The following is a 24,488-nucleotide window of genomic DNA, read 5'->3' as shown; positions in this document are numbered from 1 at the left end:
TGACAGGAAAGGCAAGGGGATAGCATGAACATCAATAGCACCATCATCAGCGGCTATCGGGCGCTCCAGGATATTCGCCATCTCATGGCGGGCAAACAGCATGCCCTGTTTGTCACTGATGGAAATATCGCCGGCCTGCCCGATGTCCAGGCGCTGATTGCGCAAGTAAAACAAACGGTTCCGCAGGTATTACTGGTGGATAACGTACCCGCCGAGCCCAGCCAGCATGATGTGGCGGGGATATTGGCCCAGCTAGCACAAACGCGTACCGATTTGGTTATCGGCGTCGGCGGCGGCAGCGTACTGGATGTGGCCAAACTCCTGTCGGTGCTGTGCGCGGGTGATGACGCCGTCACGCTCGCTACACTGCTGGCGGGTGAAAAACCCACGCGACGCACGATGTCGCTGTTAATTCCAACCACCGCGGGCACCGGCTCGGAAGCCACGCCCAACGCCATTCTGGCCATTCCGGAAAAGGAAACCAAAGTCGGCATCATCACCTCCGTCATGCTGCCGGATTATGTCGCGCTGGCGCCGGAATTAACCACCAGCATGCCGCCGCACATTGCGGCATCGACCGGCATCGATGCGTTATGCCATCTGATTGAGTGTTTCACCGCCACCATTGCCAACCCGGTCAGCGATAACTATGCGTTGATTGGCATGAAGAAGCTGTTCGCCAATATTGAAACTTCCGTGCGCGAACCGAAAAACCTGGCGGCGAAGCTGAACATGCTGTGGGCGTCTTACTACGGCGGCGCGGCGATTGCCCACGCCGGCACCCACCTGGTTCACGCCATGTCCTACCCGCTGGGCGGCAAATACCACATTCCCCATGGCGTGGCGAACGCCATCCTGCTCGCCCCCTGTATGCGTTTCGTACAACCTGCCGCGCAGGAAAAATTCGCTCAAGCCTACGACCTGCTGCCGGACGCTGATCTGACGCTCAGTTCAGCGCACAAGGCCCAGGCGCTGGTGAGGTATTTCACCGATCTGGTGAAGCGGCTCAACCTGCCGGATACGTTGCAACAGCTCGGGGTGGAAAAAGCCCACCTGCCCTATCTGGTCGATGCCGCGCTACAGGTGCAGCGTTTGATGAAAAACGTGCCCACGCAGGTCAGTGCCGATGACGTGCGTGAGATTTATTTAACGCTGTTTTAGGTTTTTGTGTGTTGGACTACGGATCGACGAGGAAAAAATGAGTGAAAAAATTTCTGGCGTACTGACAGCGATTGTCACGCCATTTGACAACCAGGGCGAGTTCAACCCCGTCGCCATGCGCCTTCAGGTACAGCGTCAGATAAAATATGGCAACGGCATTTTCTGCAACGGTACTAACGGCGAGTTTTTTGTACTGCATAGCGATGAAAAAATCGCCGTAACCGAAGTCTGTGTCGATGAGGCGGCGGGGAAAGTGCCTGTCGTCGGCCATATTGGCGAAATCTCCACCCGGGAAACCATCAGGCTGGGAAAACGTATTGCGGCGCTGGGCGTGGATGCGGTTTCGGTTATTACGCCTTACTTTATTCCGCTGAAACAGGAAGAACTTATCGCGCACTATCGGGCCATCGCCGATGCCCTGACCGTACCGGTATTTCTCTACAACATCCCGGCGCGCACCGGCAACACGCTGGCGCCGGAAACCGTATGCATCCTGGCGGAACACTCCAATATCATCGGCATTAAAGACAGCGCCGGCAGTTATGAAAGCCTGAGCGGTTATCTGCGGGCGGTGCAAGACATACCGGGGTTCGACGTGCTGAACGGACCGGATTCGCTTATTCATCAGGGATTCGTCGACGGCTGCTCCGCCTGTATTTCCGGGCTGGCGAACGTCGCGCCCGCGGCCGTCAGCCAAATCTGGCATCGCTTCCAGGCCGGCGATATCGCGGGTTCGCGCCTGGCGCAGGAACAGGTGAGCGAACTGCGTAAGGCGCTGTATGCCATCGCTTTCTCCCCGGCGGCGGTGAAAAAGGCCCTGGCGTTGATGGGCGAAGACGTCGGCGTCAGCCGCTATCCTGTTGAGTTTGACGACGACATGAATGCTGCCATTAAAAATATTATTCAACAGCATGGGTTACGCTAATTCCTTTTTTTTCTGATAACCGTCGAGCAACGGAAGGAATGTAGCATGAAGTAAATTTACCAAAGTTGTTGCTTGATAAGAAATAAAGGAAATTTATCTTTCAAAATAACGTGGGAAAATCAAAATGGCGACAAAATTACCAAATGTAAGACAATCAGAACCCAATGGCGTCGTGTATCATGATGAATTTTTAAATGTGGACTTTGCGTTAATTCCAACAGGTGGAAATAATACTGCTCATGCGCCCGCATTAATCGAAACGCAAGATGGCGCGCTATTATGCGCTTGGTTTGCCGGGAGTTTCGAAGGAAGCGGCGATATTTCCATTGCCGTATCCAAATTAGATCCGGAAACCCAAGTCTGGTCAGTTCCAGAAATAGTATCTAAAGGCGTTGATCGCAGCGAACAAAATCCTGCATTTTTTAGAGCTCCGGATGGTGAAATTTGGCTGATTTATACTTCGCAATTAAGCCGACAAGCAGGCAAGGACAACATGCAGTTTACTTCGATCATTATGGTTCAAAAATCAAGCGACGAAGGTCAGACTTGGAAAGAACCAGAGGTATTGTTTGCCAGCGAAGGGACGTTCTCGAGACAGGCGATTCAAATTTTAAGCAATGGGCGCTGGATTTTCAGCACCTGGTTATGCAAAGACTCGCCGGAAGGCTTGACAAATGACCCAACAGAATTCCAACTATCTGATGATCAAGGGAAAACATGGAAATCTATACGTATGCCGGAAAGTAGTGGCCGCGTTCATGCGAATGTTATTGAAGTACAACCCGGTCATTTAGTTGCTTTCATGCGCAGTCGTTTTGCCGATCATGTGTATACCAGTGAATCTCATGACTTTGGCGATAGCTGGAGTATTCCGCAAGCCAATGTGTTGCCAAATAACAACGCCAGTATTAGCGCTATCAGGTTGCAATCTGGAGAAATCGCTTTGGCTTACAATATTAATTCGGCCAATAATGCTGCATTTGGCAAAGTAGCTTGGCCAGGGCTGCGTAATCCCGTCGCGGTTTCTGTAACCGAAGATGTTGGCAAAACATGGCCTATCGGTAGAATTTTTGAACCGGCGGAAGGCTATATTGGCATCGAAAACAAAACAAATAATTCACAACATGAATACCCGACGCTTTATCAAGGCAGAAATGGCGTATTGCACTTGGTATATGCCTACAAAAATAGACTTTGTATCAAATACGTCCGTTTTACTGTAGCAGATTTATTCGGTGAAAAACGCGAAACAGAAGGCTTGTACAATCCAACGTCAGGTGAAGGTGTAGTTAAATAATCAGCGAATTGGATTTTCGCTAAATGGGTAACAGGTTTTATAACGGAGAATAGGTGTTGATTTAGTTTAGTATTACATCAGGTATTTTCTAACACTGTTCTAATGTGAGCGAAATTAATAAAGATGTATGGCCGAACCATACAGAATATCTAATGTAATCATATTCAAAGGTGTCTTTTTGCATATAAGACAAACTCAACATAAACCTGTTAATTAGACTATAAAAGAAAGAGGGGAAACCCAAATGACAATGGAAATGATCCATGCCCTTGTTATTTTAGTTCTAATGATTGTAATGATTATGTGCGACAAATTTGCGTTTGGCGCACCGCCTGTTATTGCTTGTCTTTTACTCGTGATCACAGGTTTATCTACCGTTCAGGAAGCATTCGCCGGATTTATCAATTCAAGCGTGATTATGGTTGCAGGCTTCATGGTGGTAATGGCGGGGCTGATGAAGACGAGTTTAATCGGCAGAGTGCAGTCCGCCATGGTGACTTTAGTTAACAAGGGCGGGTATAAGAGCTATGTCCTGTTACTCATCGTGGTCATGCTTGGCGCCAGTCTAACGGGTTCTGGTTCCACGGGCTATTACGTACTTATTTTATCTTTAGTATCGACGATTCCTTATAATAAAAAAATGCCGACATCCAAGCTGATGATGCCTTTAGGCTTTGCCACTAATCATCCGCTGGTTCCTTTCAATGTCGCACTCTTCTACGGAGTTACCGTCAGCGTTCTTGAAACCGCCGGCCACCATACTTCACTGTCGATGCCAAAATTCGCCATAGTAAACTTTATCCTGGCGCTGGGTTTCTTAATCTGGAGTTTGGTTGCCTATCGTCTTTTACCCGATCACGCAATTAATGAACATTCCGGAGACGATGAGATCGTAGAAAAAAGCGCAGCGGCAAGCCTGCCGAGGTGGAAGGAGAATTGTACGATCGCACTGTTTGCCATCAGCGTGGTGGGCATGATGCTGATGGGAACGATCGGCGAATCGGCTTATGTCATTCCCGGCATTGCCGGAGTAATCATGATGATAATCAATATTATTGATTTCAAAGAATTTCGCGACAATATGTTCGCCCCGGTTATTCTTATGATGGCGGGCGTTATCGGCGTAGCAGATGCGTTGGCTAATTCCGGCTTCACCGTGATGATCGGTGATGTTGTGGCTGGCTCATTGGGGACAAATATCCATCCATTCATTCTTATTTTTATCTTCGCACTCTTAACCAGCACCTGCGCTACCTTCACTGGCTCAAATATGGGCTCGGTTTATATTTTTGCCCCCATTGCCATCATGACTTTCTTAAGTCTGGGGCTTAATCCTGTGGCAGCCGCGACTGCAGTCGTTATCTCTGGATGGAACGGCGGCTATATGCCGGTTGATGGTATGCCCGCCATGATCTTAGGAATGGGTAAATATAAGCTTCCAGAGTTCTGGAAATTCACGGTGCCGATGTACTTAATTCGTATTTTTGCCTTGTGCGTCGGTGCGGTTATTCTGTTCCCGTTACATTAATGATGGGATTGGGCGACTCATTAATTAGATTCAGATATGGGTCTACATTATTATCCCCGTCATTGTGACCATGCCGGGCGCGCCTAATCTGGTGGTGCTGAATATTCTGGGTGTTATCTCATTGATTGGCCTATGGTCAACTTTCGAAATTGTCAGAAACTTCGTCTCTCAGTGAATATTAATTAACGGCTGTTAAATAGGGTAGATGGTTTACCCTATTTCTATAAACCATCAGATTGGTTCACACTGATGAAAAAGAAACAAAGAGGAAAAAAAGATGTTTATGTGGATGGCAGATCCCAATGCCTGGCTGACCCTAAGTACATTAACGATCCTCGAGATTGTGCTGGGTATTGATAACATCATATTTTTATCGCTGGTGGTAGCGAAACTGCCTAAAGAAAAACAGAGTATCGCCAGAATAACCGGATTAACGGCGGCCATGCTGATGAGACTTTCATTACTGGCCTCCATTTCCTGGCTAATGCACCTGAATCATCCTTTATTTATGATTTTTAACCATAGCGTTTCCGTCAGAGATCTGATCCTCTTTTCCGGCGGGCTTTTTCTGATTATTAAGTCAATGAAAGAAATAAAAGAGTCGTTGATAGTAGAAAAACATCAGGTTCAGAGTCATGTTACCTCTTTTTTCGGCGCAATAATTCAAATTATGTTGCTGGATATTATTTTCAGCCTCGATTCCGTTATCACTGCCGTGGGACTATCTGAACATCTGGCGATTATGATGTTGGCCGTCATCATTGCAGTTTTGGTTATGATGCTGGCCGCAAAGCCGATCGGCGATTTCGTTGAAAATCACCCGTCAGTAAAAATGCTGGCACTGGCTTTTTTAATTTTGGTCGGGATCACCCTGGTTCTCGATGGCATTCATATTCATGTTCCTAAAGGATATATCTATTTCGCCATGTTTTTCTCTATTTCTGTAGAGACATTAAATCTAATAAGAAATAAGAATGAATATCAACTTTCAAGGAGAATATAATGATCGCAGGTAATCTCAGCCATCTGAAGCTGGCCACCTTGCCCACGCCGTTATGGAATATTCTCTCCGCGCCGGGCATGACGCTGACGGAACTGAACGCATTGCCGGAAGGCCGCTATCAACCTGAAGGCGCCGACTGGTTCTACAGCATCGGCAGCGTGAGCACCGCGCCGCAAGCGGCGCGGCATACCGAGTTTCACCGTAATTACCTTGATATCCAGTTGGTTCTGGCAGGAGAGGAGATCATCGGCTACGGCCTGAACGACGTACAGGGTCAAGCGGCGACGGAGCGTAAACCGGATTTGTATATCCTTGATAATCCATCCGTTCCCCACAAAATCCTCCTCCGTTCGGGCGATTTTGTCACCTTTTATCCCGGGGAAGCGCATCAGGCGCTGTGCGCGGTTGATGATATTCCCGCCCCGGTTAAAAAAGCCGTGTTTAAAATTCCGCTTGCCCTGTTGAATACGCCCTAAGGAGCCACAATATGTCCGTCGCAGAGTCCAGACACGCGTTGATGACCGGTAGCAGTTCGGGTATCGGCACGGCGATCGCCCAGACATTGCTGGCGGCAGGCTGGCGAGTCACCGGCCTGTCGCGCCAGTCTGGCGAGTATTCTCACCCGAACTTTACCCATCGCGCGGTCGATCTTATGGATAGCGCGGCGCTGACGGCGGTACTGGATGATATCAGCCGACTTGACGCCGTCATCCACGCCGCCGGCGTGATGAAAGCCGCCCCGTTGGGTCAGTTGTCGCTGGAAGACGGGGAACATCTGTGGCGGCTGCATGTGCAAACCGCGCAAGTGCTGGCCGATCGACTGGTGGATAAGTTGCCGCCGGGAGGACGCATCATCTTGCTGGGCAGCCGCACTTCCAGCGGCGCCGCAGGCCGCAGCCAGTATGTCGCAACCAAATCGGCCATGATCGGCATGGTCAGAAGCTGGGCGGCGGAACTGGCTCCGCGCGGCATTACGGTGAATATTGTCGCGCCGGGAGCGACGGAAACGCCGATGCTAAACATGCCGGGTCGCGAAAGTTCACCGCCCAGGCTGCCGCCGATTGGCCGTTTTATTCAACCACAGGAAGTCGCCGATCTGGTTAACTATCTGCTCTCGCCGTCAGCAGCGGCCATTACCGGGCAGCAGTTGGTGATTTGCGGCGGCGCTTCGCTGTAATGCCGATATCTACCCGACATATTGCTGCGGATCGGCGTATTCGCGGAATATGCCGACAACGTCCCCACGGGCTCACGACGCACGCAAACCACCCTCGCCATAATAATATTTACTGTTGCAATCCCATCAGTCCGCTTAACGCTGCCGCACAAACTCCCGGTATTTCGCCACCAGATCGAGAAAGTCTTCCAGGCCGCACAGCGACAGGCTTTCCTCATCGTAGTAGCTCATGCCCTCTTCCATTTCATCAACCACGAATTGCAACTGGTTGGCCTGAATCATCACTTCCTCGCCGTCCAGCAGCAGCGTATATTCGTGGCCGATTTTTTGCCACTGTCTTTCGCTTCCCGCCACCGAACGCGCCGCCGCCTCCACCTCGTCCAACAGCGTCAGTTGCCCTTTGACCTCTTCATTAAACCAGTGACCGACCGCCTCATGTCCCATCGACATTCGTACCATTACCTGCCCGGTAACGTCCCGCAAGAATTCATAGTCCATGATGCCGCCCTCTGTGATAGTGCTTGTTTTTCAGTGTAACCATCCTCCTGCCATACCACAGTGATATACCCGTCATACTTCAAGCATGCCGGGCAGAGAAGAAAAAAGGTCTGCCGGTCTGATACAGGTCGCGCGCTCCTGATGCCGAAGGAAATGCGGATTGCGGCGCAGCCGGACAACCAGCAATCCTGTCAATATCAGAAACCTGTCGAACGATAGCAGGTTATCCGGCGCCGGGAAAGATTGCGCCGGATTACGCTTATTGATGCAGCGCTTTGCCGCCGGCGGCCAGCACCGCCTCGTGCATCGCTTCGCTGAGCGTCGGATGGGCGAAAATCACCTGGCTGAGCGATTCTTCCGTCGCTTCGAGGTGATGAGCGATGGCGAATCCCTGGATCTGCTCCGTCACCTCCGGCCCCACCATATGCGCGCCGAGCAGTTCGCCGCTCTCCTTGTCAAAAATGGTTTTCACAAAGCCCACGGCCTCGCCCATCGCCAGCGCTTTGCCGTTGGCCCGATAGTCGAAACGACCGACCGCAATCGCCCGGCCGCTGGCCCGCGCCGCCGCCTCGCTCAGGCCGAAACTGGCCACTTGCGGACGAGAGTAGGTACAGGCCGGGATGGCGCGCTTGTCCAGCGGCGCGACATCGGCCACGCCCGCCAGTTTCTCCACGCAGATCACCGCCTCGTGACTGGCCTTGTGCGCCAGGCAGGGCGCCCCCGCGACATCGCCGATGGCGTAAAGACCGAAGACGTTGGTCCGGCACCACTCGTCGGTTTTGATGTAGCCGCCGTCGATCTCGACGCCCAATGCTTCCAGCCCCAGATCCTCATGGTTGGCGCGCACGCCGACCGCCAGCAGCACCTGGCTGACGTCAACCGTTTGCCGGTCGCCGTTCGCCAGTCGAATACGGCATCTGGCGCGCTCGTCGTCCGTTTCGACTTCGGTCACGCCGGCGTTGGTCAGAATGGCGATGCCGCGTTGGCTAAACTGGCGGGCGACCAGCGCGGAAACATCGGCATCCTCCAGCGGCATGATGCGATCGGCGATCTCCACCAGCGTCACCGCGCAGCCCAGATCGTTATACAGGCTGGCGAACTCGATGCCGATGGCGCCGGTGCCGACAATCAGCAGCGACGACGGCACCGTTTCCGGGATCAGCGCGTTCATATAGTTCCAGATACGCTTGCCGTCCGGCGTGATGCCGGGCAGTCCGCGCGGCCGCGCGCCGGTGGCCAGAATAATATGATTGGCCCGATAAGCGCGCGCTGCGCCGTCGGCGTCGACGCTCACCTCCCCTTTGCCGGTCAGCGTCGCCGTGCCGGTAATGACGGTCACGCCGTTTTTTTTCAACAGCGAGGCAATGCCGGCCGTTAGCCCGGCGGAGACGCCGCGGCTACGGGCCACCAGTTTGGCGATATCGAAATGGACCGCCTCCGCGCTGAATCCGAACTCATCCATATGCGCCAGTTGATGAGCCAGTTCAGCGCCGCGCAACAGCGCCTTGGTGGGAATACAGCCCCAGTTGAGGCATACGCCGCCCAAATGCCGCTTCTCCACCAGCGCGGTATTCAGCCCCAGCTGCGCCGCGCGGATAGCGGCGACATAGCCGCCCGGTCCGCCGCCAATAACCAAAACATCATAGTTATCTTTCATTTCCGCTCCTATACCAGCAGCGTGGCGGGGTTTTCCACCAGATGCTTGAGTTGGCTAAGAAACTCGGCTCCGCTGGCGCCGTCGACCACCCGATGGTCGCAGGACAGGGTCACGCTCATCACTGTGCGCACCACCATCTGATCCTGTTCCGCCACCACGCGGCGCTCCCCGGCGCCGATCGCCAGAATCGCCACCTGCGGCGGATTGATAATGGCGTCGAACTGGCGCACGCCGTGCATCCCGAGATTGGAAATACTGAACGTGCCGCCCTGAAACTCTTCCGGCTTCAGGGTGCCCGCTCTGGCTTTGGTCGCCAGCGTTAACATCTCCCCGGCGATCTCGGCCAGCGTCTTGCGGTTCGCCGCCCGCACAATCGGGGTGATCAGACCGTCGGGCAGCGCGACCGCGATCGAAATATCCGCATCGTGATAATGCTGGATCGCCTGGCGATCCTGATCGAACAACGCGTTGACGCCGGGAACCTTAACCAGCGCCAGGCCGCAGGCTTTGATCAGCATATCGGTGACCGAAAGTTTGACCGACGGCACCGCCGCATTGATCTCTTTACGCAGCGCCAGCAGACGATCCAGCGCCAAATCCACTTGCAGCCGGAAATGGGGCGCATCGCGTTTGGACGCCTGCAAACGCGTGGCGATCGCCCGGCGCATACCGCTCATGGCCGTCACTTCGTAGCCCGGCGTCACTGCTTCTGCCGCCGTGGCTTCCTCTCCCGCCAGCGGGATAGCCAAACGCGCCGCCGCCTGTTCGACGTCCGCCTGACACACCCGTCCCCGACTCCCCGTCGTCCGGCAGTCGTGCAGATTAATCCCCAGCTTGGCGGCCAGACGGCGGGCGACCGGCGTCGCCGCGACCTGACCGTCATCCTGACGCGACGCCGGTTGATGCGTCGTCCGCGCCTGGCGCTCGGGCGTTTTAACCTTGCCGCCGTGCTGCACGATGGCCGCATCGATATCGGCGATCGAGATGCGTCCGCCGCGCCCGCTGCCCGCAATCTTGCTCAGATCGACGGCAAGCGAGGTCGCCAGACGCCGCGCGCGCGGCGTGGCGAAACTCTCTTGTCCGCCGTTGCCAAGCAGCTCCGCCGGCACCTGATAAGCGTTGGAGGCCTCTGCCGGCGTTTCGCTCTTTTTGGCGACGGATGGCGGCGATGCGACGGGCGATGTCGCTACCGGCGGCGCTGGCGGCGGGTCTGCCGCGACGGCCTGCGGCGGCGAATTATCGGCGGCTGTCCCGCCTTGCAGTTCGGCGACGAAGCGATCCAGCTCGTCATCGCCGATATCGACGTCGGCCGCCAGCGCCAACGGCGTGCTGACCGGCACCGTCTCGCCCGGCTGTACCAGAATGCGGCGCAGCACGCCGGCAAAAGGCGCTTCCAGCACGTTGGTGATCTTGCTGGATTCAATCTCGCAAACCTCCTGTCCGGCGGTAAAACTTTCCCCCTCGTTAATCAGCCAGACATTAAGCGTTCCCTCCTCCATCGACAGTCCCCACTTAGGTACTTCGATTACCCGAATGGCGCTCATAGTCAGTCCTCCATCACTTTACGAACCGCGGTCTTGATGCGATCGACGCTGGGTATCCAGGCCTGTTCCAGCACGTTTGAGAAGGGAACCGGCGTATGGGGCGGCGTGACCATCACAATCGGCGCTTTCAACCGATAGAACGCCTGCGAGGCGATTAGCGCGGCGACGTCGTGGGCGAAACCAAAGCGGGCCCCCGACTCGTCAACGATAACCACGCGGCCGGTGGCGGCTACGGACTCCAGGATCCCCTCCTCGTCCAACGGCGAGACGGTGCGCGGATCGACGACTTCCACCGAGATCCCCTCCTTAGCCAGCTGATCCGCCGCCTGATTGGCTTTATGCACCATCGCGGACAGCGCGATAATGGTGACATCGGTGCCTTCGCGGGTGTAGTTGGCGACGCCGAACGGAATGGCGTAAGCCTGTTCCGGCACTTCGCCTTTGATGTCGTACAAAATTTTGTGTTCGCAGAACATCACCGGATCGTCGTCGCGAATCGACTGGATCAGCAAGCCCTTGGCGTCATGGGGCGAGGAAGGCACCACCACTTTCAGACCGGGCGTCGAGGCAAAAATGTTATAGGGGGATTGCGAATGTTGCGCGGCGGCCGAAAAACCCGCGCCGATCATCCCGCGCACCACCAGCGGCGCCTTGGCCTTGCCGCCGAACATGTAACGGAACTTCGCCGCCTGGTTGTACAGCATGTCGTGACTGACGCCGAAGAAATCCATAAACATCAGTTCCGCCACCGGCCTTAAGCCGGTCAGCGCCGCCCCCGCCGCCATACCGATAATGGCGGATTCGGTAATCGGCGTATCAATCACCCGCGATGAACCAAACTGCGTCCACAGCCCTTTGGTGACGCCCAATACCCCGCCCATCGCTTCGCCGCGAGAGCCGACTTCCACCGTCCCCGCCTGACCGCCGCACACATCTTCACCAATCAGCACCACGCGTTCATCCCGCTCCATTTCCTGCGCCAGCGCTTCTTTTATCGCTTCACGATACGTTTTGATTGCCATGGTCGAGCCCTCAGTAAGAGACATAAACGTCGGTAACAACCTGATCCACCGTCGGGAACGGCGCGGCCCGGGCTTTCAGGACCGCATCATCCACCAATGCCTGAACCTCGCTGTCGATCGCCGCCAGTTCGGCGGCGGAGATCTGCTTTTTCACTTGCTTACTGAAGATTTGCAGCGGATCTTTTTCTTTGCGCAGGCGGTCGACTTCGCCTTCCTGGCGGTAAAGCATCGGATCGCCCTCGAAATGCCCGTGCCAGCGGGGCGCAAACGCTTCGATAACGCTCGGCCCCCCGCCGCTGCGCGCGCGCCGCACCGCCTCTTCGGTGGCGGCGTAAACGGCTAAAAAGTCGGTGCCGTCCACCTTCACCGCCGGCAGACCGAAACCGCCGGCGCGACCGGCGATATCCCGTCCGGCTACCGCATAGTCATGACCGGTGCCTTCGCCAAAGCCGTTGTTTTCAAATACGAAAATGGCGGGTAATTGTAATACCACCGCCATATTGATCGCTTCGAACACCAGTCCCTGGTTGGAGCCGCCATCGCCGGTAAAAGAGACGGCCACATCCGTCGTACCCAGCGTTTTCGCCGTCAGCGCCGCCCCGATAACCAACGGCGGCGCGCCGCCGACAATCGCATTGGCGCCGAGCATGCCTTTGCTCAAATCGGCGATATGCATCGAACCGCCTTTCCCCCGGCACAGCCCGGTTTCCCGGCCGAATATTTCCGCCATCATGCCGTGAATATCACAACCTTTGGCAATGCAATGCCCGTGTCCGCGATGGGTGGAGCCGATATAATCCCGATCGCTCAGGTTCTGACAAACGCCGACGGCAATTGCTTCTTCACCGCTATACAGATGGATAAACCCCGGAATATCCCCGGTGGTGTTCTCCTGATGCAGCCGCTCCTCAAAAACGCGGATCTCGCGCATTTTGCGATAGGCCTGCAATAACGCCTGTTTGCTTAACGACATGATTTAGCCCTCATTTGCCTGGTTTTACCGTTGTTAACGGTGACCCCTATCACGGGATCCACCCTCGCCAGAGACTAAGATAGAAAGATAAAACGGCGGGGATAACTACCCGAACGGGTAGTCAAGGCGGCTAAATTGGGGGGGAGTAAAAAGCGCAGCCATTACGCCGGCGAATCATTACCTGGACAACAGGACCACATGAGGATCGCGCCCCATGAATGAGAACCTTTGGTACCCGACGCTCACGTCAGCCATCGATTATCGCCAGAAGTCATTTACGCTCAGCCACGGGCTGCCGCTGATAGCGACAAAACTGTCTCCGCCGCGCACTTCCGGCGCCGTTTTGCGTCGCGATCGCCTGCTATCTCACCTGGATCGGGTTCATCAACTCAGCTTGGCGCTGGTGTGCGCCGGCGCCGGATTCGGAAAAACCACCCTGCTGAGTCAGTGGCAGCAGGAAATGATTTCCCAGGGGCACTGCGTGGCCTGGCTGAGTCTGGACGAACAGGACAATGCTCTGCATGATTTCCGCCGCTATTTGTTGGCCGCCCTGCACCCTTATTGCGGCGAACTGTTCAGCCAGCTTGAACCCATCGCGCCGGGCGCCTCGCTGTGCGCCGAAGACGGGTTTATCCGCAATCTAATCAACAGTCTGAGCCAGCGCCAGACCCCGCTGTATCTGGTGATCGACGACTTTCATCTGATACGTAATCCGGTGATTTTGCAGGATATCAACGAACTGGTGAACTACGCGCCGGCCTGCCTGCACCTGCTGCTGGGAAGCCGCAGCCTGCCGACGTTGCCGCTGATGCGCATGCTGGCGAGCAACCAGATGGTGATGATCGATATCAACGATCTGCGCTTCAATCCGGCGGAAATTCTGGCGTACTTCGCCGAGACCGCCCATCAGAATCTCGATCAGGCCGATATCCAGCGGCTGTTGGCGATCACCGAAGGCTGGATCATCGGCATCCAGGTAGCCGCGCTCTCCGCGACCGGCAGCGACGGCGCCCTGTTTCAGACCCTCGAAGGCCCGGCCGGCGCCAAACAGATGGCGTGTTATTTGCAGGAAGTGGTGCTGAATCCGTTGCCGCCGGAAATCCAGCAGTTTTTATTACAGACCTCGATTCTCAATCGCTTCACGCCGGAGTTATGCAACGCCGTCACCCTGCGCAGCGACGGTAAACAGATGCTGCATTTTATCGAACAGCATAACCTGTTCATTTCGCCGCTGGACCAGCAGGGGGGCTGGTTTCGCTACCACTCGCTGTTTGCCGAGGCGCAATATGAGCGCCTGGCCAACGGGCCGGTAAAAATCGCCGAACTGCATGAGCGCGCCAGCAACTGGCTGGCGGCCAACGGCTACTGGGCGGAGGCCATTCGCCATGCGCTGGCGGCGGGCAAGCTGGACAACAGCGCCGCCTACGCCGCGCCGAGCGCGCAATCGTTGGCCGAAGAAGGCGATCTCGATACGCTGGTGCGCTGGCTGCAACAGTTGCCGTTAACCGAGGGCGCCCGCGAAGAACGCATTGAGCTACAGTTGAACCTGGCATGGGCGCTGGCCCACTACTTTCGTTTTGATGAAGCAAAAGCGCTGCTGAACCGGCTACAGTCCGGCTTCGCGCTTCATCAGTTAAGCGAACGGTTGCGCATTAAATGGCAGGTGATCAGCGCCATCGCCGCCTCGTTCGCCGAAGATATTGTGACCAGCGAAGCCTTGGCCAGACCGCTGCTCAAGCGGGTTCCCTGCGGCGACAGCTGGGTGGATGGTCTGGTGTGCAATATCCTCAGCTACGACTATCTGGTGCAGGACCGCTATCAGGACGTCGCCGCGGTGCAGCAACATATGCCCTCGCCTTGCGCGCCACAGGATAATTTGTTCGTCAGCGTCTATCGGGCGTTCATTCTGGGGCTCCATCATGTGCGTCAGGCGGATTTACGCACCGGCGAAGTATATTACCGGCAGGCATTAAAGCAGGCCGAGCGTCTGACCGGCGTCGACTCCTGCGGCAGCGCGACGTTACAGGCCCTGCTGGCGGAAATTCATTATGAAGAGGACAACGTCCTGCTGCTGGATTCGCAGGTCGCTCCGCATTTAGCCAAAATCGATATTTTCGCGCCGCCGGACGCCTTGCTAAGCGCCTATCGGGCGCTGGTCCGGCGCGCCTTGCCGCACGACCCGGCACAGGCCAAAGTGCTGCTGGAACACGCGCAACAGGTGGTGATCGGCCGGGGCTGGCCGCGGCTGCAAGGCATGCTGCTGGCGGAACAGATCCGGGTCGCCGTGCTGCAAAACCAGCGATGCCAGGCGCGGGAGTTGATGGGGCAATTAACCGCGCTCAGAGAAAAATATCGCCGGACCTTGCCGCACGCCAACTACCTGCAAACCAGCCATCTCACCGCGCAGGCTCTGATACTGATGGATGAAGGCCAGCCCGGTAAGGCGGCGAGTCTGCTGTGGCCGCTGGTGCGGCAACTGGAGGAACGCCGCTGCATACTGGAAGCGCTAAGGCTACGCGCGCTGTGTGCGGTAGCCTGGTGGCGGGAAGGCGAGCGGCAGCAGGCCGCAGACGCGCTGTCGCCGGTGATAAAACTGGCCAGAAGTCAAAATCTGAAGCGCAGCCTGCTGGATGCCGGCGCTGAAATCCACCCGCTGCTTCAACACATGCAGAGCCGGGCGGACGCCGACGAGCGCGGCTATATCGCTAATCTGTTACGCGCCGCGCCGCAAATTGACGTCGGCCCGATTGCCGATTGGCGCCCCTTGCCTCCGCTGACCGAACGCGAAAATCAGACGCTGCTGCTGGTCGCCCAGGGCCGCTCGAACAAAGAGATCGCCCGCAGCATGGATATCTCGGTTGATACGGTCAAATGGCACTTAAAGAATCTCTACGGCAAGCTTGACGTCACCAGCCGTACCCAGGCGATGGGGCGGGCCAAAATGCTAAGCGAAGCCGATTGCTCCGAATAAAAAATCGCCAGGAGCCTGGGGAATCCCAGAAGATAATGATAAATCATCTTATATGTTTGCGGAGAGCGCCCATTGCGCCATCTCCTCGTCGGAAAGCCGGGTAATTTGCTGGACCTGCTCGCGCGCCATGCCGGTCAGCAGCAACTGACGCGCAATCTGCCGCGCACTGGCTTTCATGCCTTGCTCTATGCCTTGCTCTCTTCCCTGTATTACTCCGGCCTGCAACCCCTCTTCAAATCCAATTTGTTTCAGTTGCTGTGCAATCGTCATTATCTCCTCCCGATCCGTTGACAACGGCTCCGCCACCATTTCGATAAAATCGGCTGGTCTGGATGTATTGCCGGTTTGCGCGATGTAATACAGCAACGCCCGTTTCTGCATCAGCGGCACCTGCCAGCGCTCAAATAATAACCCGATATCTCGCGCCAGTTCCAGCATATCCCGCGTACGGATATGCTTTTGCACCAACTCCAGCAATGCCGCCCGCCGGTGGGTTTTAATCTCTTCATCTGAAGTCACGGTGAGGTCAATCAGCGGGAAAGCCTTACTGTATATCCGGGCCGCCAGCACCGGATCATCAAATGCATCCAGCCAACGCAGGCTGTACGGATACGGGCTGCGTTCCCCCTGATAGAACAGTAGCGGCACCACCAGCGGCAACTGCTTATGGCCCTGTTCAAGATGTTGCTGCATCGCCGCCAGACAGTAACGAATCAGGCGGAATGCCATCATGTTTTCCGGTTTGCTCTGATGTTCAATCAAACAATAGATATAGCCGGTTCCGGCAGTGGTTTGCAGCGAATAGAGCATATCGGATACCCGGGCGCGCAGCGCTTCATCCACAAACGAGGCCGACTCCAGTTGCAGCGTGTTGAAATCGCAGCGTTCACCAATATCCGGCGGCAGATGGATGGACAGAAAATCCCGCGCCACAGCAATATCGCTGAGAAAAAGTTTGAATACCTTATCATGTGATTGCATGTCGTCCCTGGCGAATGGCGTTCCCGAAGAACGCCACGATAACGCCTGCAGCTCGCGGGTAAAGGTAATACGCCCCGCCCTGCAAAGCCGCTCGCAAGAAAAAATTGCCAGGAGCAATTTTTAACGTCGCCTGCGACGGCCCGAAGGGTGGCGGGCAGGGATAGCCCGGCATAAAAAATTTCCGGGAGAAATTTTTAACGTCGCTTGCGACGGCCCGAAGGGTGGCGGGCAGGACGCCCGTTATAAAAAATCGCCCAAGGCGTCCAGTCAGAAAAAGAGGTGGGATAACGCTTAGCCGCCGACCTGATCCAGCGTCGGGTAGTCGGTATACCCGGTGCTGTCGGCACTGTAGATGGTGGCGCTATTCAGGGCGTTTAACGGCGCGTTGAGTCGGAAACGCTCCACCAGATCCGGATTGGCGATATACAGCCGTCCGAAAGACACCGCATCCGCTTCTCCATCGGCAATCAGCCGCTCGGCGGACTCGCGCGTCAACCCGTCGTTGGCAATCACCGCGCCGCTAAAACGCTGCCGGATCAGCGGCAGAATGCGGTTGGGCGTCTCCTGCGTCTCACGGACGAAGATAAACGCCAACTGACGCTCGTTCAGCTGTTCGGCCACGTAGCCGAACAGCGCCTGCGGATTGGAATCCTGCACGGAATGGGTATCGGACATGGTATTCAGATGCACTCCTATCCGCTCCGCCGGCCACACCTCCAGTATGGCGTCCGTCGTTTCCAGCAGGAAACGGGCGCGGTTGGCGATGGAGCCGCCATATTGATCCGTCCGTTTATTGGAACCGTCATGCAGGAACTGATCGAACAGATAGCCGTTGGCGGCATGGATTTCCACCCCGTCAAAACCGGCGCGTTTGGCATTTTCCGCCGCCTGACGGAAATCCGCCACCAGTCCGGCTATTTCCTCCGTTTCCAGCGCGCGCGGCACCACGTAAGGCTTATACGGACGGATGGCGGCGACATGGCCTTCCGGCGCAATGGCGCTGGGCGCGACCGGCAATTCGCCGGCCAGATAAAGCGGATCGGAAATACGTCCGACGTGCCATAGCTGGACGACCACTTTCCCCCCGGCCTGATGCACCGCGTCGTTAATCTTTTTCCAGCCCGCAATCTGCGCTTCCGACCAGATGCCCGGCGTATTGGGATACCCCACCGCTTGCGGCGTGATGGCGGTGGCCTCGGTCAAAATCAGACCGGCGCTGGCCCGTTGAACGTAGTATTCCAGCGATAACTCGCCGGGAATTCGCTGTTCGAAGGCATGCATACGGGTGAGCGGCGCCATAACAATACGATTGGATAACTGAATGGCGCCAATCTTGATCGGATCGAATAAACTTGGCATGGCATTTTCCTTACGGCTTAACCCGGATGAGTGATCAGAGACCTTATCGATAATACGCGGCGATAACCCGTCATATAATGAGCAAATACGCCGGGGAAGACACGCCATTGCGTGCGGGATCGTCATTCGATTAGGCACTAATCCAGTAACGGAAAGTTATATATGCGGCTGCGGGGAAAGTAAAAAGAGGAGGTTGCTGACAAAGTCGCCTGTAAGTCGGCGATACCCGGGCCTACCGTACCGAGGGGCGCTCCGGTGGCTTACGCCGCTACGGCCCCTCGCCACGCTCTCCCTAATAACGAGCTTTGTCAATGGTCTGAGAGGCCTGACGGCCTCTGTGAAATCGTTGATTAAAGTTTGGTGCTATGACCCCGGCCTCCCCCTTGTCAGGGGGAGGAACATATAACTCCCTCCCCTGCGAAGGGGAGGATCGGGGTGGGGTCATCAAACTACCGTGGTTTACACCGCGGTCTGGAAAATAACCCCGTCCGCTTTATCGGTATAGTGATCCAGACGGTCGAAGTTCAGGTAGCGGTAGGTATCCAGCGCGGTTTTATCCACCTGCTCCATATAGGCCTGGTACTCTTCCGAGGTCGGCAGGCGGCCCAGCAGCGAAGCCACCGCCGCCAGCTCCGCGGAAGCCAGATAAACATTGGCTCCGGTGCCCAAACGGTTCGGGAAGTTGCGCGTGGAGGTGGATACCACCGTCGCGCCGTCCGCCACGCGCGCCTGGTTACCCATGCACAGCGAGCAGCCGGGGATCTCGATGCGCGCCCCGCTCTTGCCGAACACGCTGTAGTACCCCTCTTCGGTCAGCTGCGCGGCGTCCATTTTGGTCGGCGGCGCCACCCACAGACGGGTGGGCAGTTGACCTTTATGGCCGTCCAGCAGTTTACCGGCGGCGCGGAAATGGCCGATATTGGTCATACAGGAACCGATAAACACCTCGTCGATCTTCTCACCGGCCACGTCGGACAGCCAGCGGGCGTCATCCGGATCGTTCGGGGCGCAGAGAATCGGCTCTTTGATTTCCGCCAGATCGATGTCGATCACCGCGGCGTATTCCGCATCGGCATCCGCTTCCAGCAGCTGCGGATCGGCCAGCCATTTCTGCATCCCCTGGATACGGCGCTCCAGCGTACGGCGATCGCCATAGCCTTCGGCGATCATCCACTTCAGCAGCACGATATTGGAATTCAGGTATTCGATAATCGGCGCTTTATCCAGCTTGATGGTGCAACCGGCGGCGGAACGCTCCGCCGAGGCGTCGGTCAGTTCAAACGCCTGCTCCACCTTCAGATCCGGCAGCCCTTCGATTTCCAGAATACGCCCGGAGAAAATGTTCTTTTTGCCTTTCTTCTCGACGGTCAGCAGCCCCTGTTTAATCGCATACAGCGGGATGGCGTGCACCAGATCGCGCAGGGTGATGCCCGGCTGCATCTTGCCGCTAAAGCGCACCAGCACCGACTCCGGCATATCCAGCGGCATTACCCCGGTGGCGGCGGCAAACGCCACCAGCCCTGAGCCGGCCGGGAACGAGATGCCGATCGGGAAACGGGTGTGGGAATCGCCGCCGGTGCCGACGGTATCCGGCAGCAGCATGCGGTTAAGCCAGGAGTGGATCACCCCGTCCCCCGGACGCAGCGATACCCCGCCGCGGTTCATGATAAAGTCGGGCAGCGTGTGGTGGGTGGTGACGTCCACCGGTTTCGGATAGGCGGCGGTATGACAGAACGACTGCATTACCAGATCGGCGGAGAAGCCGAGACAGGCGAGATCTTTCAGCTCATCGCGGGTCATCGGCCCGGTGGTGTCCTGGGAACCGACCGAGGTCATTTTCGGCTCGCAATACTCGTCGGGACGAATACCGGCCACGCCGCAGGCGCGTCCGACAATTTTCTGCGCCAGCGAGAAACCTTTATTGCTGTCGGCCACCGCCCTGGCTATGCGGAACACCTCGCTCTGCGGCAGCCCCAGAGACTCGCGCGCTTTGGAGGTCAGCCCGCGGCCGATAATCAGCGGGATACGGCCGCCGGCGCGCACTTCGTCGAGCAGCACATCGGTTTTCAGCGCAAAGGTCGCCAGCACCTCGCCGGTATCATGGCGGCGCACTTCGCCCTTATAGGGATAGATATCAATCACATCGCCCATATTCAGGTCGCTTACGTCCACCTCAATCGGCAGCGCGCCGGCATCTTCCATGGTATTGAAAAAGATGGGGGCTATTTTCCCTCCCAGCACCACGCCGCCGGCGCGTTTATTCGGCACATGGGGAATGTCGTCCCCCATAAACCACAACACGGAGTTGGTGGCTGATTTACGGGAAGAACCGGTGCCGACCACATCGCCGACATAGGCCAGCGGAAAGCCTTTCTGGTTCAGCGCGTCAATCTGTTTGATCGGGCCGACCACGCCGGGCTGATCGGGGTCAATGCCTTCGCGGGCGTTTTTCAGCATCGCCAGCGCATGCAGCGGGATATCCGGGCGCGACCAGGCGTCGGGCGCCGGGGAGAGGTCATCGGTGTTGGTTTCACCGGTAACCTTGAATACGGTAACGGTGATTTTTTCCGCCAGCTCAGGACGGGACAGGAACCATTCGGCGTCCGCCCAGGATTGAATTACCTGCTTGGCATAGGCATTACCGGCTTTGGCCTTTTCTTCCACGTCGTAAAAATTATCAAACATCAGCAGCGTGTGCGACAGCGCTTTTGCCGCAATCGGCGCCAAAACGTCGCTGTCCAGCGCCTCAATCAGCGGATGAATATTATAACCGCCCTGCATGGTGCCGAGCAGTTCCACCGCTTTTTCCGGGCTGACCAGCGGGGAAGACGCCTCACCTTTCGCCACCGCCGCCAGAAACCCGGCTTTCACATAGGCCGCTTCATCAACGCCGGGGGGAACGCGGTTAATCAGCAAATCCAGTAAAACGTCTTCTTCACCGGCGGGAGGATGCTTTAATGACTCAACCAGCGCCGCCATTTGCGCGGCATCCAACGGCTTGGGAACAATGCCCTGTGCAGCCCGCTCGGCTACGTGCTTACGATATTCTTCTAGCACGACTTTCTCCTCGCTCTTATTGTCTTCGTTATGCCCGGCGCTCTTGTTCCTGATGATGATTTCCATGCCGCTGTGTCAGCATGAGGGGGTTAAGGTAAGAGAGTGCCCGGTCCAGCCTCGCCAGCATATCAGAATTTGCAACACCTGTTAATTCATTTACAACCCAGCAACATTAAAGTATCGTTTCGTTCACTTCATCCGTAAACCAGCATCCCATTCAACGCTCGGCGCGGCGATAAAGAGAGGGATCCGCTATACGCCGAGCGCCCGCGCCAGAAACGCCTGACACTGATCCAACTGGCCGCAGTCGATATATTCGTCCGCCTTATGGGCCTGTGCAATGGAGCCCGGTCCGCAGACAACCGCCGGGATCCCCGCCTGCTGAAACAATCCGGCCTCGGTGCCGAACGCCAGCGAGTGAAACCCAGGCTGTTCCGCCGCCGCCGCGCAGCGGTGTTTCAGCGCATCCAGCGACGCATCGTCCTGCAAACCAGGGTAGGCGGACAGCATCTCAAACTGAATATCCGCGTCGCCGGCGATCCGACGCATATGCGGCACGATTTGCCCACGGGCTAAATTCCCCAGATCATCCGCCAGTAAATGGTGATCGCTGCCCGGCAGCGGGCGGATTTCAAAATCAAATTCGCAGCGATCCGGCACCACATTGACCGCCGCGCCGCCGCGCACGGTTCCCGTCTGTACCGTCGACCACGGCGGTTCGTAGCGCGTATCGGTTAAGCCGCCTTGCCAGTCGCGCCCGCGCTGACGCAGAAACATCATCAGTTCGGCGGCATATTCGATGGCGTTCACTCCCAGCTGCGGCTGGGAAGAGTGCGCCGCCTGACCGAGCACGGTGCAGCGCCAGGCGCTTTTTCCTTTATGCGCGGTCGCGATGCGCATCATCGTCGGTTCGCCGATGATGCATCCCGTCGGGCGCACGGCGTCGCGCGCCAGTTGATCCAGCAGGCCGCGCACGCCGACGCAGCCGATCTCTTCGTCATAGCTGATGGCGATATGTATCGGCCGGGCGTCGGCGCCGCGCGCGCCCTGAATAAAACGCGGCGCCAGCGCCAGCACGCAGGCGATAAACCCCTTCATGTCCGCCGTTCCGCGCCCATAGAGACGATCGCCGCGCCGCGTCAGCGTGAACGGATCGCCGCTCCACGGCTGTCCCGCCACCGGCACCACGTCCGAGTGTCCGGAAAGGCAGATCCCGCCCCGATCCTGCGGCCCGATGGTGGCGTAGAGATTCGCACGCTGGCCGTCGGCGCTGTATACCCGGCGCGCGCGAATACCGTAACCGGCCAGATAGTCTTCCACAAAGTCAATCAGCGGCAGATTGGACTGACGGCTCAGGGTAGGAAAAGCAATCAGTTCGGACAGAATATCGATGGCGGTGATCATAACGGGCTATCCTCAGGATTTTACGGCGATGACGTCGATTTCCACCCACCACTCCGGACGCGCCAGCCCGGTGATCGTCAACCCGGTCGACACCGGAAAGACGCCTTTCAGCCAGCGTCCCATAATGGTGTAAACCGTTTCACGGTAGCGGATGTCCGTCAGGTAGACGGTTATTTTACAGATATCCTCCAGCTTGCTGCCGGATTCTTCAAGCAGCATCTTGATGTTGAACATCGCCTGCTCGGTCTGGGCCGCGACATCCCCCACCCCGACCGACTCCCGGGTATCCAGATTCTGGCCGATTTGTCCGCGCAGAAAAACCATATTACCGGCTACCACCGCCTGACAGAGATCGTTGTCCAGATTCTGTTCGGGGTAGGTTTTTTTGGTGTTGAACTGGCGAATACGCGTATGTGCCATAGTGTATTTCTCCTGGTAAAGCCGTTTTTTAAACGAGCGGGTTTGCGGCAAGGTTTGCCCATGCCTATGGTTTGACAACGTTAATTAGTCGATTAATGGCCGATTAGGCTAAAAACTGTTTCAGTTCCGCGCTTTGCGGATTATCGAAAATATCCTGCGGCGAGCCGATTTCATGGACTTTTCCCTGATGCATAAACACCACCCGATCGCTCACCTTGCGGGCGAAATTCATCTCGTGGGTCACCATAATGATGGTCATGCCATCCCCGGCCAGCTTCTCAACCACCTGTAGCACTTCGCCCACCAGTTCCGGGTCGAGCGCCGACGTGATCTCATCGCACAGCAGAACCTCCGGGTTCATCGCCAGCGCTCTGGCGATCGCCACGCGCTGTTGCTGTCCGCCGGACAGGCTGTCCGGCCAACTGTCGAACTTTTCCGCCAGCCCGACGCGCTGCAACAGCTGGCGGGCGGCGCGTTCCGCTTCATCTTTCGTCATTTTCTTCACCAGCGACGGCGCCAGCATAATGTTTCTCCCCACGGTGAGATGGGGAAACAGGTTAAAACTCTGGAATATCATACCGACGTCCTGACGCAGCTCGCGCATGGCGCTCTCATCGTCGTATTGGACCGGCTGACCGTCCACGCGCAGTTCCCCCTGCTGGAAGGACTCCAGACCGTTGATGCAGCGTAGCAGCGTACTCTTGCCCGAACCGCTTTTGCCGATGATGCACACCACCTCCTGACGTTTTATCTGCAAATCGATGCCCTTCAGCACTTCGTTGTCGCCAAAGCGCTTATGCAGCCCGCAAATATCGACCAGCGCAAAGCCGCTGGCATGCCGGGCGGAATTAGTCATGGCCGGTTGTCCCCCGCGTTAAATGCTTTTCCAGATGCCGGCTCCAGAGCGACAGCGGAAAGCACAGGATGAAATATAAGAGCGCCACGCTGCCGTAAACCAGAAACGGCGCGAAGGTGGCATTGGAAATAATCTGTCCCGAACGGGTCAGTTCGACAAAACCGATCACCGAGGCCAGCGCGGTGGCTTTAACCGCCTGCACCATAAACCCCACCGTCGGCGCGATAGCCAGGCGCATCGCCTGAGGCAGTATTACGTAGCGTAACTGTTCGCCGAACGACAGCGCCAGACTGGCGGCCGCCTCCCACTGCTGACGCGGAATGGCCGCTACGCTGCCGCGCCAGATTTCGGTGAGAAACGCGCTGGCGTACAGCGTCAGGCACAGGCTGGCGGCGAATAGCGGCGCGGTTTCGATGCCGAGCAGTCCCAGTCCGAAGTAGGTCAGAAAGAGCTGCATCAACAGCGGCGTGCCCTGAAACAGATTGACGTACGCGGCGACCAGGCGCTGCAGCCAGACGCCGCCGGACAGACGCAACACCAGCAGAATGCCGCCGACGATGCCGCCGCCGATAAAGGCGATGGCCGACAGCCCCACCGTCCAGCGCAGCGCCAGCAGCAGATTACGGTAGATATCCCACAGCGAGAAATCACTCAT

Annotated in this window: 20 protein-coding genes; 8 read left to right on the top strand and 12 right to left on the bottom strand. The window is 56.8% G+C overall.

The genetic code is table 11. The features are described from left to right. Positions 1-24 precede the first annotated feature (24 nt). From MFP24_RS16790 to MFP24_RS16760, 7 genes are all read left to right on the top strand, one after another. Positions 25-1,161 carry an iron-containing alcohol dehydrogenase gene (locus MFP24_RS16790; RefSeq protein WP_249231188.1) on the top strand — a complete coding sequence of 379 codons (1,137 nt, stop codon included), beginning with the start codon at positions 25-27 and terminating at the stop codon, positions 1,159-1,161. 37 nt (positions 1,162-1,198) lie between these two features. Further along, entirely contained in the window at positions 1,199-2,086 is an 888-nt protein-coding gene (locus tag MFP24_RS16785) for a dihydrodipicolinate synthase family protein (RefSeq protein ID WP_249231189.1), read from the top strand. Positions 2,087-2,210: 124 nt separating this feature from the next. Continuing rightward, positions 2,211-3,383, top strand: a complete 1,173-nt coding sequence (locus tag MFP24_RS16780; RefSeq protein WP_249231190.1) for a sialidase family protein — start codon at positions 2,211-2,213, stop codon at positions 3,381-3,383. Positions 3,384-3,627: 244 nt separating this feature from the next. Next, complete coding sequence (locus MFP24_RS16775; RefSeq protein ID WP_249231191.1) at positions 3,628-4,911, top strand: SLC13 family permease; 1,284 nt, start codon at positions 3,628-3,630, stop codon at positions 4,909-4,911. A 277-nt stretch (positions 4,912-5,188) separates the two neighbouring features. After that, entirely contained in the window at positions 5,189-5,914 is a 726-nt protein-coding gene (locus tag MFP24_RS16770; RefSeq protein WP_249231192.1) for a TerC family protein, read from the top strand. Then, a complete protein-coding gene (locus MFP24_RS16765) occupies positions 5,914-6,390 on the top strand; it encodes a NanQ anomerase/TabA/YiaL family protein (protein ID WP_249231193.1) in 477 nt (158 codons plus the stop codon). Before MFP24_RS16770 ends, MFP24_RS16765 begins: the two co-directional genes overlap by 1 nt. 11 nt (positions 6,391-6,401) lie before the next feature. Continuing rightward, positions 6,402-7,091, top strand: coding sequence for an SDR family NAD(P)-dependent oxidoreductase (locus tag MFP24_RS16760; RefSeq protein WP_249231195.1), 690 nt, complete (start codon positions 6,402-6,404; stop codon positions 7,089-7,091). Positions 7,092-7,226: 135 nt separating this feature from the next. On the opposite strand, the gene yacL is transcribed toward MFP24_RS16760, so the two are convergent. From yacL to MFP24_RS16735, 5 genes are all read right to left on the bottom strand, one after another. Further along, positions 7,227-7,589 (bottom strand): protein YacL, encoded by a 363-nt coding sequence (yacL, locus tag MFP24_RS16755; protein WP_249231197.1) that lies wholly within the window; start codon positions 7,587-7,589, stop codon positions 7,227-7,229. A 259-nt stretch (positions 7,590-7,848) separates the two neighbouring features. Then, positions 7,849-9,246 carry a dihydrolipoyl dehydrogenase gene (gene lpdA / locus MFP24_RS16750; protein ID WP_249231199.1) on the bottom strand — a complete coding sequence of 466 codons (1,398 nt, stop codon included), beginning with the start codon at positions 9,244-9,246 and terminating at the stop codon, positions 7,849-7,851. A gap of 8 nt (positions 9,247-9,254) precedes the next feature. After that, entirely contained in the window at positions 9,255-10,790 is a 1,536-nt protein-coding gene (locus MFP24_RS16745; protein WP_249231201.1) for a dihydrolipoamide acetyltransferase family protein, read from the bottom strand. Between the two features lie 2 nt (positions 10,791-10,792). Further along, positions 10,793-11,812, bottom strand: coding sequence for an alpha-ketoacid dehydrogenase subunit beta (locus MFP24_RS16740; protein ID WP_249231203.1), 1,020 nt, complete (start codon positions 11,810-11,812; stop codon positions 10,793-10,795). Between the two features lie 10 nt (positions 11,813-11,822). Further along, a complete protein-coding gene (locus MFP24_RS16735; protein ID WP_249231205.1) occupies positions 11,823-12,785 on the bottom strand; it encodes a thiamine pyrophosphate-dependent dehydrogenase E1 component subunit alpha in 963 nt (320 codons plus the stop codon). Between the two features lie 214 nt (positions 12,786-12,999). Here MFP24_RS16735 and MFP24_RS16730 point away from each other — a divergent pair, with 214 nt between their 5' ends. Beyond that, entirely contained in the window at positions 13,000-15,756 is a 2,757-nt protein-coding gene (locus tag MFP24_RS16730) for a winged helix-turn-helix domain-containing protein (RefSeq protein WP_249231206.1), read from the top strand. Between the two features lie 48 nt (positions 15,757-15,804). Here MFP24_RS16730 and MFP24_RS16725 read toward each other — a convergent pair whose 3' ends face one another. The 7 genes from MFP24_RS16725 to MFP24_RS16695 form a co-directional block, all read right to left on the bottom strand. After that, positions 15,805-16,737 carry an Rpn family recombination-promoting nuclease/putative transposase gene (locus MFP24_RS16725; RefSeq protein WP_249231207.1) on the bottom strand — a complete coding sequence of 311 codons (933 nt, stop codon included), beginning with the start codon at positions 16,735-16,737 and terminating at the stop codon, positions 15,805-15,807. A gap of 291 nt (positions 16,738-17,028) precedes the next feature. After that, positions 17,029-18,096: an alkene reductase gene (locus MFP24_RS16720; RefSeq protein ID WP_249231208.1), complete on the bottom strand. Its 1,068-nt coding sequence runs from the start codon at positions 18,094-18,096 to the stop codon at positions 17,029-17,031. 459 nt (positions 18,097-18,555) lie between these two features. Next, a complete protein-coding gene (gene acnB / locus MFP24_RS16715) occupies positions 18,556-21,153 on the bottom strand; it encodes a bifunctional aconitate hydratase 2/2-methylisocitrate dehydratase (protein ID WP_249231209.1) in 2,598 nt (865 codons plus the stop codon). A gap of 252 nt (positions 21,154-21,405) precedes the next feature. Then, positions 21,406-22,557, bottom strand: coding sequence for an acetylornithine deacetylase (gene argE, locus MFP24_RS16710; protein WP_249231210.1), 1,152 nt, complete (start codon positions 22,555-22,557; stop codon positions 21,406-21,408). 12 nt (positions 22,558-22,569) lie between these two features. After that, positions 22,570-22,977, bottom strand: coding sequence for a RidA family protein (locus MFP24_RS16705; protein WP_249231211.1), 408 nt, complete (start codon positions 22,975-22,977; stop codon positions 22,570-22,572). Between the two features lie 103 nt (positions 22,978-23,080). Further along, positions 23,081-23,833 carry an amino acid ABC transporter ATP-binding protein gene (locus MFP24_RS16700; RefSeq protein WP_249231212.1) on the bottom strand — a complete coding sequence of 251 codons (753 nt, stop codon included), beginning with the start codon at positions 23,831-23,833 and terminating at the stop codon, positions 23,081-23,083. Next, positions 23,826-24,488 carry an amino acid ABC transporter permease gene (locus tag MFP24_RS16695; protein WP_136166143.1) on the bottom strand — a complete coding sequence of 221 codons (663 nt, stop codon included), beginning with the start codon at positions 24,486-24,488 and terminating at the stop codon, positions 23,826-23,828. The genes MFP24_RS16700 and MFP24_RS16695 overlap by 8 nt, the downstream gene beginning before the upstream one ends.

Source organism: Brenneria tiliae (assembly GCF_023347575.1).
Classification (GTDB): domain Bacteria; phylum Pseudomonadota; class Gammaproteobacteria; order Enterobacterales; family Enterobacteriaceae; genus Brenneria; species Brenneria corticis.
This window is presented reverse-complemented; position numbering and strand designations above follow the sequence as displayed.